The sequence below is a fragment of the Thioalkalivibrio nitratireducens DSM 14787 genome, from assembly GCF_000321415.2.
GTDB classification, from domain to species: domain Bacteria; phylum Pseudomonadota; class Gammaproteobacteria; order Ectothiorhodospirales; family Ectothiorhodospiraceae; genus Thioalkalivibrio; species Thioalkalivibrio nitratireducens.
Window position 1 is genome coordinate 257,299 of record NC_019902.2, and the last position, 15,873, is coordinate 273,171.

Annotated in this window: 15 protein-coding genes; 13 read left to right on the top strand and 2 right to left on the bottom strand. The window is 67.0% G+C overall.

Annotated elements, in window-relative coordinates:
- Nucleotides 1-168: 168 nt before the first annotated feature.
- From TVNIR_RS01225 to narL, 12 genes are all read left to right on the top strand, one after another.
- On the top strand, nucleotides 169-2,169 hold the full coding sequence (locus tag TVNIR_RS01225) for a heme lyase CcmF/NrfE family subunit (RefSeq protein WP_015257127.1): 2,001 nt from the start codon (nucleotides 169-171) through the stop codon (nucleotides 2,167-2,169).
- Nucleotides 2,166-2,684 carry a DsbE family thiol:disulfide interchange protein gene (locus TVNIR_RS01230; protein WP_015257128.1) on the top strand — a complete coding sequence of 173 codons (519 nt, stop codon included), beginning with the start codon at nucleotides 2,166-2,168 and terminating at the stop codon, nucleotides 2,682-2,684. Before TVNIR_RS01225 ends, TVNIR_RS01230 begins: the two co-directional genes overlap by 4 nt.
- Nucleotides 2,681-3,220 carry a cytochrome c-type biogenesis protein gene (locus TVNIR_RS01235; RefSeq protein WP_015257129.1) on the top strand — a complete coding sequence of 180 codons (540 nt, stop codon included), beginning with the start codon at nucleotides 2,681-2,683 and terminating at the stop codon, nucleotides 3,218-3,220. The genes TVNIR_RS01230 and TVNIR_RS01235 overlap by 4 nt, the downstream gene beginning before the upstream one ends.
- Before the next feature lie 5 nt (nucleotides 3,221-3,225).
- A complete protein-coding gene (gene ccmI, locus TVNIR_RS01240) occupies nucleotides 3,226-4,491 on the top strand; it encodes a c-type cytochrome biogenesis protein CcmI (protein WP_015257130.1) in 1,266 nt (421 codons plus the stop codon).
- Between the two features lie 83 nt (nucleotides 4,492-4,574).
- On the top strand, nucleotides 4,575-5,345 hold the full coding sequence (locus tag TVNIR_RS01245; protein ID WP_015257131.1) for a heme ABC transporter permease: 771 nt from the start codon (nucleotides 4,575-4,577) through the stop codon (nucleotides 5,343-5,345).
- The gene (gene ccmD, locus TVNIR_RS01250) at nucleotides 5,342-5,512 is read left to right on the top strand and encodes a heme exporter protein CcmD (protein WP_015257132.1); all 171 of its coding nucleotides are present in this window, start codon (nucleotides 5,342-5,344) and stop codon (nucleotides 5,510-5,512) included. Before TVNIR_RS01245 ends, ccmD begins: the two co-directional genes overlap by 4 nt.
- Complete coding sequence (gene ccmE, locus TVNIR_RS01255; protein ID WP_015257133.1) at nucleotides 5,509-6,030, top strand: cytochrome c maturation protein CcmE; 522 nt, start codon at nucleotides 5,509-5,511, stop codon at nucleotides 6,028-6,030. The genes ccmD and ccmE overlap by 4 nt, the downstream gene beginning before the upstream one ends.
- Before the next feature lie 3 nt (nucleotides 6,031-6,033).
- Nucleotides 6,034-8,055 (top strand): heme lyase CcmF/NrfE family subunit, encoded by a 2,022-nt coding sequence (locus TVNIR_RS01260; RefSeq protein ID WP_015257134.1) that lies wholly within the window; start codon nucleotides 6,034-6,036, stop codon nucleotides 8,053-8,055.
- A gap of 9 nt (nucleotides 8,056-8,064) precedes the next feature.
- Nucleotides 8,065-8,604 carry a DsbE family thiol:disulfide interchange protein gene (locus TVNIR_RS01265; protein ID WP_015257135.1) on the top strand — a complete coding sequence of 180 codons (540 nt, stop codon included), beginning with the start codon at nucleotides 8,065-8,067 and terminating at the stop codon, nucleotides 8,602-8,604.
- Nucleotides 8,605-8,688: 84 nt separating this feature from the next.
- Entirely contained in the window at nucleotides 8,689-9,576 is an 888-nt protein-coding gene (gene ccmI, locus TVNIR_RS01270) for a c-type cytochrome biogenesis protein CcmI (RefSeq protein ID WP_015257136.1), read from the top strand.
- 154 nt (nucleotides 9,577-9,730) lie between these two features.
- Nucleotides 9,731-11,647, top strand: a complete 1,917-nt coding sequence (locus TVNIR_RS01275; RefSeq protein WP_015257137.1) for a histidine kinase — start codon at nucleotides 9,731-9,733, stop codon at nucleotides 11,645-11,647.
- Between the two features lies 1 nt (nucleotide 11,648).
- Nucleotides 11,649-12,284 carry a two-component system response regulator NarL gene (gene narL, locus TVNIR_RS01280; protein ID WP_043739023.1) on the top strand — a complete coding sequence of 212 codons (636 nt, stop codon included), beginning with the start codon at nucleotides 11,649-11,651 and terminating at the stop codon, nucleotides 12,282-12,284.
- 96 nt (nucleotides 12,285-12,380) lie between these two features.
- Here the strand turns inward: narL and TVNIR_RS01285 are convergent, their stop codons facing one another.
- Complete coding sequence (locus TVNIR_RS01285) at nucleotides 12,381-13,187, bottom strand: M90 family metallopeptidase (protein ID WP_015257139.1); 807 nt, start codon at nucleotides 13,185-13,187, stop codon at nucleotides 12,381-12,383.
- A 124-nt stretch (nucleotides 13,188-13,311) separates the two neighbouring features.
- Here TVNIR_RS01285 and gshA point away from each other — a divergent pair, with 124 nt between their 5' ends.
- A complete protein-coding gene (gshA, locus tag TVNIR_RS01290; RefSeq protein WP_418081375.1) occupies nucleotides 13,312-14,889 on the top strand; it encodes a glutamate--cysteine ligase in 1,578 nt (525 codons plus the stop codon).
- Here gshA and TVNIR_RS01295 read toward each other — a convergent pair.
- Nucleotides 14,886-15,272, bottom strand: a complete 387-nt coding sequence (locus tag TVNIR_RS01295; RefSeq protein WP_015257141.1) for a GrlR family regulatory protein — start codon at nucleotides 15,270-15,272, stop codon at nucleotides 14,886-14,888. The two genes, gshA and TVNIR_RS01295, sit on opposite strands and share 4 nt — an antisense overlap.
- Between the last annotated feature and the right edge of the window lie 601 nt (nucleotides 15,273-15,873).

The following is a 15,873-nucleotide window of genomic DNA, read 5'->3' on the forward strand; positions in this document are numbered from 1 at the left end:
TTTTCACGGTTTCCTGCGGTAGATGTTGATGTCACGTGTTTCTGACTCCCGAGGCAATCGGGTGTGTATCGATTTCCCCAGCACCGACGGGCCGGCGTCACAGGTTCGACCCGCCGGTGCATTCCAAACGCGCAATTCGGCGGCTCCGGATTCCAAAGGCGGTGAGGCATGATCCCGGAACTGGGTCAGTTCTTGATCGTTCTGGCGCTGGTGCTTGCGCTGGTTCAGGGAATCGGGCCGCTGGTCGGCGCGCATCGCGGCCACGCCAGCCTGATGGCCATTGGCCGACCGTTGGCGCAGGCACAGTTCGTGCTGCTGCTGGCGGCATTCGCGGCGCTTGCGTGGTCCTTCCTCGCGCACGATTTCTCGGTGAAGAACGTCGCGCAGAATTCGTTCTCGCAGCTTCCTGCCGTGTACCGGTTCACCGCTACCTGGGGGTCCCACGAAGGTTCGCTGCTGCTTTGGACGGTGATTCTCGCGGGCTGGTCGGCGGCCGTCGCGGCATTCTCGAAGCAGCTGCCCGAGGAAATGGTGGCCCGTGTACTGGGTGTGATGGGTCTGATCAGTGTCGGTTTTCTGGCCCTGCTGATCTTCACTTCCAATCCGTTCGAGCGCCTGTTCCCGATTCCGGCCGACGGACGCGACCTGAATCCGCTGCTCCAGGACGTCGGGATGATCTCGCACCCCCCGTTGCTCTACATGGGATACGTGGGGTTCTCGGTCGCGTTCGCGTTCGCGATCGCCGCGCTGCTGGCCGGCAAGCTCGACGCCGCGTGGGCGCGCTGGTCGCGTCCGTGGACCACGACCGCCTGGACGTTCCTCACGCTGGGTGTGGCGCTCGGGAGCTGGTGGGCCTACCGTGAGCTGGGGTGGGGTGGGTGGTGGTTCTGGGATCCGACCGAGAACGCCTCGCTGATGCCCTGGCTGGCCGGCACCGCGCTGATTCACGCGCTGGCGGCTACCGAGAAGCGGGGCGTGTTCAGCAACTGGTCCGTGCTGCTGGCGATCGCGACGTTCTCGTTGTCCCTGCTCGGCACCTTCCTGGTGCGTTCCGGTGTATTGTCGTCGGTGCATGCCTTCGCAACCGACCCGGCCCGGGGCCTGTTCATCCTGGCGTTTCTGGGCCTGGTGATCGGCGGCTCGATGGCGCTGTACGCGCTGCGTGCGCCGCGCATCGTGTCGGGCGGTTCCTTCCACTGGTTCTCGCGCGAATCGCTGTTGCTGGCCAACAACGTGTTCCTGGTGGCCGCCCTCGGCGCGGTCCTGCTGGGTACGCTGTATCCGCTGTTCCTCGATGCGCTTGGGCTGGGCAAGATCTCGGTGGGGCCACCGTATTTCAACGCGGTCTTCGTGCCGTTGGTCGCCCCGGCGCTGTTCCTGGCCGGTCTCGGACCGCTGGCGCGCTGGAAGCAGGCCGATCTTCCGGATCTGATGTGGCGTCTGAAATGGGCGTTTGGGGTGGCACTGGCGACGGCGGCATTGCTGCCGCTGACGCTCAAGGGCATGAACCTGCAGGTGACGCTGGGTATCTTCCTCGCGCTCTGGATTCTGTTCACCGTGGCGAAGGGTTTTGCGTTGCGCCTGCGCAGTACCCGCAAGGGACGCCTGCAGCAGTTGGCGGGAATGCCGAGGGCGTTCTGGGGAATGCAGATCGCGCATGCCGGACTGGCCCTGCTGGTGGTGGGAGTGACCGTCGTCTCCAACTACGAAACCGAGCGCGACGTGCGCATGCCGATCGGCAGCCACGTCGAGCTGGCCGGATACCGCTTCCAGTTCCAGGGCGTAGAGGAGCTTCCGGGGCCGAATTACGTCGCCGGTCGGGGCACGATGGAGGTCACGAGTCCCTGGGGGCGAAATTTCGTGCTTTATCCCGAAAAGCGCAACTACAATGCGTCGGGCATGATCATGACCCAGGCGGCGGTGAACTACGGGCCGTTCCGCGACGTGTACGTCTCGCTGGGCGAACCGCTGGGCGACGGCGTCTGGACCGTGCGCGTCTACCACAAGCCTTTCGTCGGCTGGCTTTGGGCCGGCGCCCTGCTGCTCGCGATCGGCGGCGTGCTGGCGGCCGCCGACAGGCGTTACCGCGTCGTAGTCCGGCGCCGCGAGCGGTCGTCGGGAGCGGTGGCACCCGCCGCAGCCGTGCCCCGCGAGGAAGCCGCGACATGAGGCGCTGGATCCCGCTGCTGCTGGTGATGGCACTCGGGGTATTCCTCTACCTCGGGCTGTACCTGAATCCCAAAGAGGTGCCGTCGCCTCTGGTTGGGCGCCCTGCACCGGACTTTACGCTGCCCGTGGTCGGCCGCCCGGGAGAGACCTTCTCGCCGTCCGAGGTGCGCGGCCAGGTGTGGTTGCTGAATATCTGGGCCCCCTGGTGCAGCACCTGCCTCGAGGAGCATCGCCACCTGCCGCGGATGGTCGCCGGGCGAGTACCGATCTACGGGCTGACCTGGAAGGATCTCGACCGCGAGGCGGCCCCGCTGCTCGCGCGCAACGGCAGCCCCTATGTGGCCGCGGTGGACGACCACGACGGACGCATCGCGATCCGTTACGGCGTAACCGTGACCCCGGAGACCTTCGTGATCGACCGCGACGGCATCATCCGCATGAAACACGTAGGGCCGATCACCCCGGTGGTGTGGGAGCAGAAATTCGCACCGCTGCTCGCGGAGCTCAGGGTATGACCAGGATGGCGCTGCTGCTCGCGGTCACGCTGATGCTGTCGCTGGTGCCATTGCTCGCCCCGGCGAGCCCGCCTGCCCTGCCGAATGCCGATGACCCGGCGCTCGAGGCGCGGCTGAACATCCTCGCGGAAGATCTGCGCTGCGTGGTCTGTCAGAACGAGTCGCTGGCCGAGTCACGGGCGTCGCTGGCGCTGGATCTGCGCGAAGAGATTCGCGAGATGATGCGCGCCGGGATGAGCGATGGCGAGGTCGTCGAGTCGCTGGTGGCGCGCTACGGAGATTTCGTGCTCTACCGGCCGCCGGTGAAACCGCTGACCTACGCCCTTTGGGGCGGCCCGCTGCTGTTCCTCCTCGTGGGCGCGGGCCTGGCCGCCGGCACGCTGTATCGCCGCCGGTCGCTGCCGCCGGCACCCAACGTGAGCCGCGAGGCACTTCGGGAGGCTGCAGCCCTGCTCGATTCCGACGAACCGCTTCCACCACGAGCCCCATCCGTTTCCGGGCCGGTCTCCCGGTCCTCGTTGCAAGAAGAGAGGTAAGACCCTTGAATTCGATCGTATCCGTAGCCGCGTTCTGGAGCATTGCCCTGCTGATTCTGGCCCTGGTCCTGCTTTGGGTCCTTCCGCCGCTGTTTCGGCGCCCCGCGACCGGCAAGACCCTGAACCGGCGGGAACTGAACATTGCCGTCTACCGCGACCAGTATCGGGAACTCGAGTCCGATCACCGCAACGGGCTGCTCAGTGACGCGCAGCTGGAGGCTGCTCGCTCCGAACTGGAGGCGCGCCTGGCCCAGGACGCGCTGACCCGAACACCGACGCCGGCTGCGGCCACCGAGGGGGGGCGCGGTCTCGCGGCTGCGCTGCTGGCGGTCGTCCCCGCGCTCGCGCTGGGCGGCTACCTGGTCGTCGGCGACCCCGGATTCATCATGAAGGCGGCAGCGGCCGAACAGGCCGAACAGGAACGTCAGCGCAAGGTCGACGAGGCACTGGCGCGCCTGGAGGAACAGGTAGACGAGGCGCTGGCCAGCCTGGAGGAAGCGGTACGTGAGGATCCCGACGACGGCCTCAGCTGGACCTTCCTGGCCAACGCCTACATCGCCCGGGATCGGTGGGACGACGCCGAGGCCGCGTACGAGCGTGCCTACGAACTCCTTCCGGATACGGCAGTGGTCGTATCCGGCTACGCGGAGGCGCTGGCGGTGAACGCGGACCGGGACCTTCGGGGCAGGCCAATGGAACTGGTACGCGATGCGCTGGCGCTCGACCCTGAGGATCCGAAGGGTCTCGAGATGGCGGGCCTCCATGCCTATCAGAATCAGGAGTATGGCACCGCCGCCTATTACTGGAACCAGCTGTTGCGCCAGATGCCCGAGGGATCGCCAGCGCATGGCGAGCTCACCGCCATGGTCCGTCAGGCACGCGGGCTGTCGCGGGCGGAGGCTTTCGGCGAAGAGGCGGTGGGATCGACCGCAAGCATCACGGGCCGCGTCGAGCTCGCACCCGATCTGGCCGGAAGCGCTGATCCGGGCGACACGGTCTACCTGTTCGCGCGCACCATCACTGGAAGCACCGCGCCGCTGGCGGCATTGCGCACGAGCCTGGATCAGTTGCCGGTGACCTTCACCCTGGATGACAGCCTCGCGATGACTCCCGACCACGTTCTCTCCAATCACGAGAGTATTACGCTGGTGGCGCGCGTCTCCCGCCACGGTGACGCCCAGGCCCGTCCCGGCGACTTGGAAGGTGTGCTGGAATCGGTCGAGGTCGGTGCCGAAGACGTGCGTCTGGTGATCGACACCGTCCGACCCTGACTCAGCGTGCCGCGCCCGGGCGCGCCGGATCGGCGCCCGGGGCGGTGGCGCGCGAGACACGCTCAAATTCGGAGGAACGCACGATGTCGCAGCGTGGCACGGTGGTGGTGGACCGGGGTATCCAGTGGTTCCGGTTCACGGCGCCGGCGAATTTTTACGATCTGGCGGGGCGGATGATTCCGTGGTTTGCCGGGCTGACGGTGATTCTGTTCGTGATCGGGCTGTACCTGGGGCTGGTGGTGGCGCCGCCGGATTACCAGCAGGGGGACAGTTACCGGATCATTTACATTCACGTGCCGGCGGCGTGGATGTCGATGTTTCTGTACGTATTGATGGCCGTGTATGCCGGGATCGGGCTGGTGTGGCGGATCAAGATGGCGGAGGTGATGGCGAAGGCGATTGCGCCGACGGGGGCACTGTTCACGTTCCTGGCGTTGTGGACCGGGGCGTTGTGGGGGCGGCCGACCTGGGGGGTGTACTGGGTTTGGGATGCGCGCCTGACGTCGGAACTTATTCTGCTGTTTCTGTATCTGGGCTACATGGCGTTGCACGCGGCGATCGACGATCGGCAGCGGGCGGCGAACGCGAGTGCGGTGTTGGCGCTGGTGGGTGTGGTGAACGTGCCGATCATTTATTTTTCGGTGCAGTGGTGGAACACCTTGCACCAGGGGGCGTCGATCACGGTGACCGAGGCGCCGACGATGGCGACGATCATGTTCGTGACCTTGCTGATCATGACGCTGGCATGCTGGATGTATTCGATTGCGGTGGTGCTGGCGCGGGCGCGGATCGAGGTGCTCGAGCGCGAGCGCCGGGCGCGCTGGGTACGGGAACGGCTGGAGGGTGAGACATGATGGAGTTTCTGGCGATGGGCGGGTATGCGCCCTATGTCTGGGGCTCGTATTTGGTGATGGCTGGGCTGTTACTGGTGGAGTTGGTGCAGTTGCGCTATCGCCGGCGCAGTCTGATGGGCTGGCTCAAGCGCATGGCCCGGTTGAACGAGCAGGAGGGTACGCGATGAAGACGCGACAGAAGCGGTTGTTGCTGGTGGCCGGCGGGCTGGCGAGCCTGGCGGTGGTGGCGGGGCTGGTGCTCAACGCCTTTCGGGACAATCTGGTGTTTTTCTACACGCCGTCGGACATCGTCGCCGACATCGTGCCGATGGAGCGGACGTTCCGGATTGGCGGGCTGGTCGAGGACGGCAGCGTGCAGCGGGCCGAGGACGGGGTGACGGTGCATTTCCGGGTGACCGACACCGCGGTGGCGGTGCCGGTGGTGTATCACGGCATCCTGCCGAACCTGTTCCGCGAGGGCCAGGGCGTGGTCGCGGTGGGCAGTCTGCAGGACGGCGGGGTGTTCAAGGCCAGCCAGGTGATGGCGCGCCACGACGAAACCTACATGCCGCCGGAGGCGGCGGAGGCGATCGAGCGCGCGCAGCGCGAGCAGGCGCGCACGGTCGGTGCGGCCGACGCTGCGGTGGGCGGCCATCCCGGCGGCACGCCCGGCGGCTATTCCGGCGGTTATTCCGGGGGGTACTGAGGCATGATTGCCGAGCTTGGACTGTTTGCGCTGATCCTGGCGCTGCTGTTGGCGATCGCCCAGGGCACGCTGCCGCTGATCGGCGCCGCACGCGGCGACGTCGCGCTGATGGCGGTGGGGCGCAGCGCCGCGTTCGGGCAGCTGTTCTTCGTCGCGCTGGCGTACGCGGCGCTGACCTGGGCCTTTGTCACCGACGACTTCTCGCTGCGCTATGTCGCGACCCACTCCAACTCGCTGCTGCCGACCCAGTACAAGATCTCCGGGGTCTGGGGCGGACACGAGGGCTCGCTGCTGCTGTGGGTGTTGATCCTGAGCCTGTGGAGCGCGGCGGTCGCGACCTTCAGCCGCAGCCTGCCGCGCGAGGTGCTGGCGCGGGTGCTGGGCGTGATGGGCCTGGTCGCGATCGGCTTCATCGGCTTCACCTTGTTCACCTCGAGCCCGTTCGAGCGCCTGCTGCCGGCGGCGATGGAAGGGCGCGATCTCAACCCGATGCTGCAGGACCCGGGGCTGATCTTCCACCCGCCGATGCTGTACATGGGCTATGTCGGCTTCTCGGTCGCGTTCGCGTTCGCGATCGCCGCGCTGATCGGCGGCCGGCTCGATGCGGCCTGGGCGCGCTGGTCGCGGCCCTGGACCGCGGTCGCCTGGGCGTTTCTGACGCTCGGCATCGCGCTCGGGAGTTGGTGGGCGTACTACGTGCTCGGCTGGGGCGGCTGGTGGTTCTGGGATCCGGTCGAGAACGCGTCGTTCCTGCCCTGGCTGATGGGTACCGCGCTGCTGCATTCGCTGGCGGTGACCGAGAAGCGCGGCGGGTTCAAGAACTGGACCGTGATGCTCGCGATCCTGACCTTCTCGCTGGTGCTGCTGGGCGCGTTCCTGGTGCGTTCCGGGGTGCTGACCTCGGTGCACGCGTTCGCGGTCGACCCCGACCGCGGGCTGTACCTGCTCGGCTTCATGGCGGTGGTCGTCGCCGGCTCGCTGACGCTGTTCGCCTGGCGCGCGGGCAAGGTCGGTCTCGGCGGCAGCTTCGGGCTGGTCTCGCGCGAGTCGGCGCTGCTGACCAACAACGTGCTGCTGGCGGTGTCCGCAGCGGCGGTGCTGCTGGGCACGCTGTACCCCTTGTTCCTCGACGCGTTCGGTCTGGGCAAGATCTCGGTCGGCCCGCCGTACTTCGAGGCGGTGTTCCTGCCGTTGATGCTGCCGCTGTTGCTGCTGCTCGGGTTCGGCCCGCGGCTGCGCTGGAAGCAGGACAGCCCGACCGAGCAGCTGTGGCGGCTGCGCTGGATCCTCGGGTTCAGCCTGGTGTTCGGGATGCTCTGGCCGCTGGCGGTCGGCAGCTGGTCGCTGCTTGCCGGAATGGGCACCTTCCTCGGGCTGTGGATCATCGGCTCGGCACTGAAGGACCTGGTCGAGCGCCTGCGCCGGCGCCCGGGCAGCACGCAGGGCTTCGGCACCCGGGTCAAGCGGCTCGGGCGCAGCTACGCCGGCATGCAGATCGCGCACATCGGCGTCGCACTGCTGGTGATCGGCGTCACCTTCGTGCTCGGCTACGACGACGAGCGCGACGTGCGCATGGCGGTGGGCGAGACGGTCGAGGTCGGCGGCTACGCGTTCCGGCTCGATGCGCTGGAACACATCGACGGGCCGAACTACAGCGCCGAACAGGCGACGGTCGCGGTGTACCGCGACGACGGCCGGCGCCTGGCGACGCTGCGCCCGCAGATGCGCGACTACTTCAGCCAGGACATGCCGATGGCACACACCTCGCTGCACCGGGGGCTGTTCCGGGACCTGTACGTGAACATGGGAGAGCCGCTGGGCGGGGATGCCTGGGTGATGCGCGTCTACTACAAGCCGTACATGAACTGGATCTGGACCGGCGCGGTGCTGATGGGCCTGGGCGGCTTCCTGGCCGCCACCGACCGCCGCTACCGCGTGCGCGTGCGCCGCGAGGAGGATCTGCCCGACGACGACACCGACACCGCCGCCAGGCCCCCGGGCAAGCCGTCGGCTGCGTCGGCCTGAGGCCCGGGCATGCGTTCGCGTTCGCTGCTTCCCTTCCTGCCCGTTCTGATTCTGATCGGGCTGGTCGGGGCGCTGGCCGGTGCACTGGTCTGGAATATAATGAACGTTCCGGAGCCACTGGTGGGCCGCGACGCACCGGCGTTCGATCTGCCGGAATTGCGGAACCCGGAGGCCCGGTTCGCCAGCACCGACATGCTCGGACAGCCGGCGCTGCTGAACGTCTGGGCGTCGTGGTGCGTGACCTGCCGCCAGGAGCACCAGACATTGGTGAGCCTCGAGCGCATGGGTATCCCGGTATTCGGCCTGAACTTCCGCGACAGCCGCGAGCAGGCGGTGAATTACCTGAGCCGGGGAGGAGACCCGTTCTCCGCGATCGGATTCGACCCGAACGGGCGGGTCAGTGCGGATTGGGGCGTGCATGCGACGCCGGTGACGTTCCTGGTCGACCGTCATGGGCAGGTCCGGTTCAAGCATGTCGGCCCGCTGCGCGCGGAACTCGTGCGGCGCGAATTGATCCCGCTCTATCGCCAGCTCGAGGCCGAGTCATGACGGCCCCCGCGGGCCGGATTCCGTTCGGTTCGCGGAGCCCGGGGTTGGTGCCCCGGCGGCAAACCCTGTATTTCGGAGAAGTGAATGACCCTGTTCTGGATTCTTGCGATCGCGCTCTTGGCGATCTCCTTGCTGTTCGTGTTCGTGCCGTTGTGGCGTGCCCGGACGGTGGTCGACACCACCGGCGCCCGGAGAGGCGCAACCGGTACCGGCTTGTCGATCTATCGCAGTCAGATGGCGGAACTCGACGCCGACCACCAGGCCGGTGCATTGTCCGAGGCGCAGTATCAGGCCGCAAAAGTGGACCTGCAGCGCAGCCTGCTCGAGATGTCCGAATCGGCAAAGGGTTCGAACCGCACGCCGTCGCACTCCTGGCGCTGGGCCGCCGGCGGCGCAGCGCTGATGCTGGTCCCGGTGCTGGCTGTGGGCATCTACCAGGGATTCGGCGGCGGTCCGCTGGCCTTTGATCCGCCGCGGCAGCCCGATCCGTCCGAGACCGTCGCCAGTGCCGGGAACGGCCCCGACGAGATCGTCGAGGCACTGCGTGAACGCCTGGACCAGAGCCCGGACGACCCGATCGCCTGGGCATTGCTGGGTAAGGTCTACCACGCGATGGGGCTGACGCGGCAGGCCGCGCAAGCCTACGCCGAGTCGCTCGAGTACGGCGGAAACCACGACGCCGACATCTTGGTGGACTACGCCGATGTCCTCGGTACAATTCAGAACGGCAACCTCGAGGGGCGGCCGCGCGAACTGGTCCGGCGTGCTCTTGCGATCGAGCCTGATCACGTCACCGGCTTGTGGCTCGCGGGTACCGCGGCCTTCCGCGCGGGCGACTACGCCGACGCTCGCGAGCACTGGCAGCGGCTTGCGCGCCGCCTGCCGGAGGACTCGCAGAACGGCGCGGTCATCCGCGCGAACCTCGACGAGCTGGAGGCGCGCCTGGCCCGGGCGGGCGACGTGAACCCCTGACGCCTGCGCCGACCCGCCGCCCGGCGGTGCCGTTGCCACCCCGTGCGTGGTCCCCATGGCCTGCGGGAACCATCTATGATCATGGGTGCAGTCATCATAGAGGGGGTACCGGCCGACCGCCTGCCGCGGGTGCGGCGCCGCCCCGGGGATCCGCATGCTACGTCGTATCCATCGCTCGCTGCTCGTGCAATTGGGTTTCGCGCTGTCGCTGATGGCCACCATGGCCCTGTTCGGTATCGTGACCTCGGTGATCATTGCCGAGCAGTTGCGCGGTGCGGCAACGGCGATCAATCATGCCGGCACCCTGCGCTACTCGACCTACGCCGCGAGCACCACGGCGCTGCGGCCGGAAGTCGAGGACGCGGCGCGGCACCGGGCGGATCTGGAGGCCGCGCTGGAGCGGTTCGAACGGCATTACCGGAGTGAGGCTCTTCAGCGGCTGGTGCCAAGCGAAGCGTCGCACCCGGCGCGGCGATCCTACGACGAGGTCGGGCGGATCTGGGACGCCGAAATGCGGCCGTTGATCCTCGGGTTCTCTGCTGTGCACCCGGATGGCGCAGGCTACCGGAATCTGCGTGTGGCGGTCGACGATTTCGTGGAGTTGGTCGACCGGATGGTGCTGCAGCTCGAACAGCGTACGGAGGCCTTCGTGCAGGTTCTGCGCGGCGTGCAGGCGGCCTGCCTGCTGATGACGGTGCTGGTGATGCTCTACACCGTCGGGTTTCTGCGGCGGCAGGTGATGCGCCCGCTGCGCGAACTGCTCGCCGGTGCCGAGGAGGTGCGCCACGGCGACTTTACCCGTCATGTTGCCCATACCGGGCGCGACGAACTGGGACAGCTGGGTGCGGCGTTCAACCGGATGACCCGGGACCTGTCACGCCTCTACGGCGATCTCGAGGAGCGCGTGCGCGAGAAGACGCGGGCGCTCGAGTACAGCAACCGGTCGCTGGAACTGATGTACCGCTCGCTGAGCCATCTGCACGATGGCTCCCTGAACCGGGCGACCTACACCGACACCCTGCGCGAGATGGAGCAGGTGCTCGGCCTGGGGCACGGCAGCCTCTGCCTGCTCGAGCAGGACGGTCGCAAGGGTTTCCAGCTGGCCAACTCGGGAACCAGCGACGACTCGACCGGACCTCTGTGTGACCGCTTGACGTGTGCGGCCTGCATCGACGATGCCCGCGAGGGTCCACAGCTGAAGACGGGACCCGACGGCCACCGGGTGGTATCCGTGCCGCTGTTCGACGGCGGGGAACTGCACGCGCTGCTGCAGATGACGGTACCCGGGGAAACCCGGCCCGAGCCGTGGCAGCTGCAATTGGTCGCGGCGATCGGCCGGCACCTCGGGGTCGCGATCGCGAGTCAGCGTCGTGCCCTTCAGGGCCGGCGCCTGGCGCTGCTGGAGGAGCGGGCGACGATTGCTCGGGAATTGCACGACTCGCTGGCCCAGGCGCTCAGCTACCTGAAGATCCAGGTCAGCCGCCTGCGCGCGGCGCTGCGCGGTTCACGCCGCAATGAGGAGGTGGAAGCGGCGCTGCAGGAACTCCACCATGGGCTGAACGACGCCTATGGGCAACTGCGCGAACTGCTGACGACGTTCCGGATCGGCCGAGGTGGAGAGGGATTGGGACGCACGCTCGAGGAGACGGCCGCCGGTATCGCGGCGCGCGGGCCCATCGAGATCACACTCGAGAACCGGCTCGCCGACGGGGAGCTCAATATCAACGAGGAGATCCACGTGCTGCAGATCGTTCGGGAGGCGCTGTGCAACGTCCTGCGGCATGCCCGCGCCTCGCACGCCTGGGTGCGGCTGGAGTGGGCACCGGAGGGGGTTCTGCTGACGATCCGCGACGACGGCATCGGCATCGGCATCGGCATCGGCATTGGCGCCGGGGCCCGCGACAAATCGGATCACTACGGACTCTCGATCATGCGCGAGCGCGCACGGCAGTTGCATGGGACGATCTCAGTCGAGCCTGTTCGCGACGGCGGCACCTGCGTGGAACTGAGGTTCCGACCCGCGCCGGCCCCGGTTCCGCAACCGGCCGAAGCCGCGCGCTGGGCGGTCTGACATGACGGCAACGGTCCGCGTGCTGGTGATCGACGACCACCCCCTGTTCCGGCGGGGGGCGCGTCATCTGATGGATATCGATGGCGGGTTCGAGGTCGTCGGCGAGGCCAGTTCCGGGCGCGAGGGCCTCGATCTGGCGCTGAGCCTGCGGCCCGACCTGGTGCTGCTGGACCTGAACATGAGCGACATGGACGGCACCGAGACCCTCGGCGCGCTGCGCGAGGCCGGGATCGACGCCCGCGTGGTCATGCTCACCGTGTCCGACGAGGAGGAGGATCTGGTGGCCGCGCTGCGGGCCGGTGCCGATGGCTACCTGTTGAAGCATACCGAGCCCGAGGATCTGCTGCGCCAGTTGCGGCAGGTGCTCTCGGGCCGCCTCATCCTGACCGACGAACTCACCGAACGCCTGGCCGAGGCGATGCGCCGCCAGCCGGCCCCCGGGGAGCGCGTTGTGCTGACGCGCCGCGAACAGGAGGTGCTCGACCAGATCGCCGCCGGCCTGAGCAACAAGCAGATCGCGCGGGAACTGGGGCTGAGCGAAGGCACGGTCAAGGTGCATGTGAAGCACCTGCTGAAGAAGCTCGGGATGCACTCCCGCCTCGAGGCGGCCCTGTGGGTGGTGGAACAGCAGAAATAGGGGCCGGCCTCGGTGCCACGTTCCTCACGGCGATCCAGCGCGGTCCGCACCAACGCGTTCGGGTCGGTGATGGCTTCGGGCCGGACGCCCGCGGGCTCAGGATGGCCCCTCCGGCAGGTCGGTCTCGATCTCCGGAGCGCGCAGATGCGGCTGTTGCCCGAAATAGTCGGCGAGTTGTGCATAAACTCCGGGAAACACTTCGCGCAGGTATCCGGGCGAGAAGAAGAAGTACTCACTGGCGACCGCCAGGAATTCGGCCGGGTCGGTGGCTGCGTAGGGGTCGATCAGCGGATCTTCGCCGCGCTCGATGCCATCGTTCAGACGCTCGAAGGCCGCGCTGAAGGTGTCGGTCCAGGCTTTTGCGGGCATCCGCGCGGGCAGCGGCGGGAAACCGTTCACGTCGCCGTTCGCGGCGTCCAGCGTGTGCGTCATTTCGTGCACGATCACCGCGCCGTCGGTGGCGATGTCGTTCCAGGACAGAACGACCGGGCCGCGTTCCCAGGCCTCCCCGGCCTGCGGCACCACCGCCCGGTGATGCACTCCGGCGTCGTCGACCCATTCCTGTTCGGGGGCGAACGTGTCCGGGTAGACGATCACGGTCTTCCATTCCCGGTAGGCGCGGGTACCGAGATGGAGCACCGGTAAGCTGGCATAGGCCGCGATCACATGTCGCTGCCAGAGCTGGAGATCCACGCCGATCGCGACGAAATGCTTGGCCGCCAGAAATTCGCCGATGCGTTCCCGCAGAACCGCGACGTCTTCCGGTGACAGGGCGGCCAGGAACGGAACCCGCGACTGCAGTGCGGCCCACTGGTCCTCATCCAGCACGACCGGATCCGGCCCGGTCAGGCGCAGGCGCCTGCCGAGGCCATCGAACAGGGTTCTCAGGTCATTTGGCATCATCGGATCATTATCCCACGGACACCAATGTGACCGCGCGTGGTCATTACGGTATGTTCCCCGCCTTCGTCGGTCCAGACAAAGGAAAAAGTCCGTGGGTATTCCCGAAAGCGATCTTCATCAACTGATGCTGCGTCTGGGCGACCGGCTTGCGCCGACCGTGCTACGCGGCCGGATCGGTCTGGAGAAGGAGACGCTACGGGTACAGGCGGCCGGTTCGATCGCGCAGACACCGCACCCGGCCGGGCTGGGGTCGGCACTGACCCATCCCTACATCACCACGGACTACTCAGAGGCGTTGCTGGAACTGGTCACACCGCCGTTCGACGACGTGCGCGAAACTCTGGGATTCTTGCAGGATCTGCAGGCCTTCGCGGCGGCCCGTGTCGGCGACGAGATCCTCTGGGCCACCAGCATGCCCTGCGCGGTCAGTGGCGAGGATTCGATCCCCGTGGCGCAGTACGGCCATTCGAACGCAGGCCGCATGAAGACCGTCTATCGCATCGGGTTGGGGCATCGCTACGGGCGGCTGATGCAGGTGATCGCCGGTGTTCACTTCAACTATTCACCGCAACCCGCACTCTGGCCGGTGCTCGCCGATCTTCGCGGCGCGACCGACGACCGCGAATTCCGCGACCAGTGCATGATGGGGATGATCCGCAATCTCCTGCGCTTTGGCTGGCTGGTGCCGTACCTGTTCGGTGCGTCTCCCGCGGTCTGCAACACCTTCCTCGACGGGCGCGGGGCGAAGCTCGAGGACTTCGACGACGACAGCAGCTACTTGCCGCTGGCGACGAGTCTGCGCATGGGGGATATCGGCTACAACAACCGCAAGGAGGCGGACACCGGGATCAAGGCCAACTACAACTCGCTGGCCGAGTACGTCGACAGCCTGCGTTGTGCGATCACCACGGAGAGCTCGGAATGGGCGCGCATCGGGGTCAAGGTGAACGGCGACTACCGGCAGCTGAACGCGAACATTCTGCAGATCGAGAACGAGTACTACAGTTCGGTGCGGCCCAAGCAGCCGCTGGAACGATTCGAGAAACCGACCGATGCGCTGGAGTCACGGGGGATCGCCTATGTCGAGCTGCGCTCGGTCGACGTGAACGCCCAGCACCCGCTTGGGGTGGACGAAAGCCAGCTGCGCTTCCTCGAGGCTTTCTGTCTCACGGCGCTGCTGATTCCCAGCGCCCCGCTCAGCGAATCGGCGATGGCCGATATCGACGCGAACCTGCTCGCCGTGGCCCATTACGGCCGCAAGCCGGGGCTGATGCTGCGCTGCGAGCGCGGTCCCGCGGCACTGCAGGATCTCGGGCGCGAGATCCTGACCCTGATGCGTCCGGTTGCGGCCATGCTCGACCAGGGATTGCCCGGAGACCCGTATCGCCGTTCACTGAGCGAGCAATGGGGCAAGGTGGAGCAGGCAGCGCTGACCCCGTCGGCGCGGATGCTGGAGGACATGATGGCTCGCGAGGAGGGGTTCTACCGCTATGCGCGGCGGCTCTCGGACCAGCACCGCGAGGCTTTCCGCAGCAACTGCCCGCTGCCTCGCGAGGCCGAACTGGTCGAACTAGCCCAGCATTCGCTGACCGAGCAGACCGCGATGGAGGCCAGCGACCGGTACGACTTCGACAGCTTTCTGCAGCGCTATTTCGACGGTAGCCTGGTGGGAATGTCCGCCGCTCGATCGTTCATCCGCTAAGGTGCATCCTCGTGCGGGACGGTGACTGCCGACAGGGCGTTGCTCGCGGAGATCAGGTCGCAGAGACGTTCGGCGGTAAGGGTCATCTTCATGCCGGCCCGCTCGCGCATTTCGCCGGTCAGTTCGAAACCCCGCGCGTTGAGCCCTCCCTTAAGCAGCAGGGTGCATCGGTTGATCGTTCCGCCGAAGGCCGAATCCCGCGGTCCGCGGTAGTAGGTAACCTCGATCATGGCCACCATGGTTCCGCGGTGGATCCGGTATACCCCCCGATAGTAGTAGCCTGTGTCGCCGCCATGGAGGCGGCCATCGTCCAGAACGATGACTCCGAGCCCCAAACCTCCGACGATCGACTTGAACTTGATGAAATAGACTCCCGAGGCCATCGTTCTCGCTTCTCCATCGGTCGGGGCCGCGTGCGTACGGCCGTGAGTTCCGTCCGAGCGCCCGCAGATCGTGTCTGCCGGCCGTGTCCAGACGGGATCGTCCGGAGGTTCCCTGCGGTCAGGACCATCCTGCGGCCCGAACGTTGTGCGCAGTCGTGCTCAAACGAATGTAATGATAGCGCCCAGCGCGCGGAGGATGGATCCTTCCTTGGGGGAGGGTGCGATGCGGCCCTGGCCGGCGCCGGAGATCGAGGCCTAGTGGGCCATGCGGAAAGTTCATCAACCGGTCGCTTCGCCAGACACGCCGGCGCTGCGTTGGGCAAGTTTGAAATAGGTCGGCTATTCCTACACTTGCCCGCCTTGCTCCAGCGCGCTCGGCTGTGCTCCTTAGGCGCCGAACTTCCCGCATGGCCCACTAGCTTGGTCTCGGGCGGAATCTAGGCGTGTTGTTGCAGTCCACAAGATGGGGTGGTTCGGCGCGATGACGTCGCCAGCTCGGAACGTGCATCGCGGCGCCGGCTCGTTCGATTGAAACTGCCTGAGCCATCGTACCCTTGCTTGGAGGTCTGCTATGTCCCGAACCCTGGTCGCTGTTGTCCGC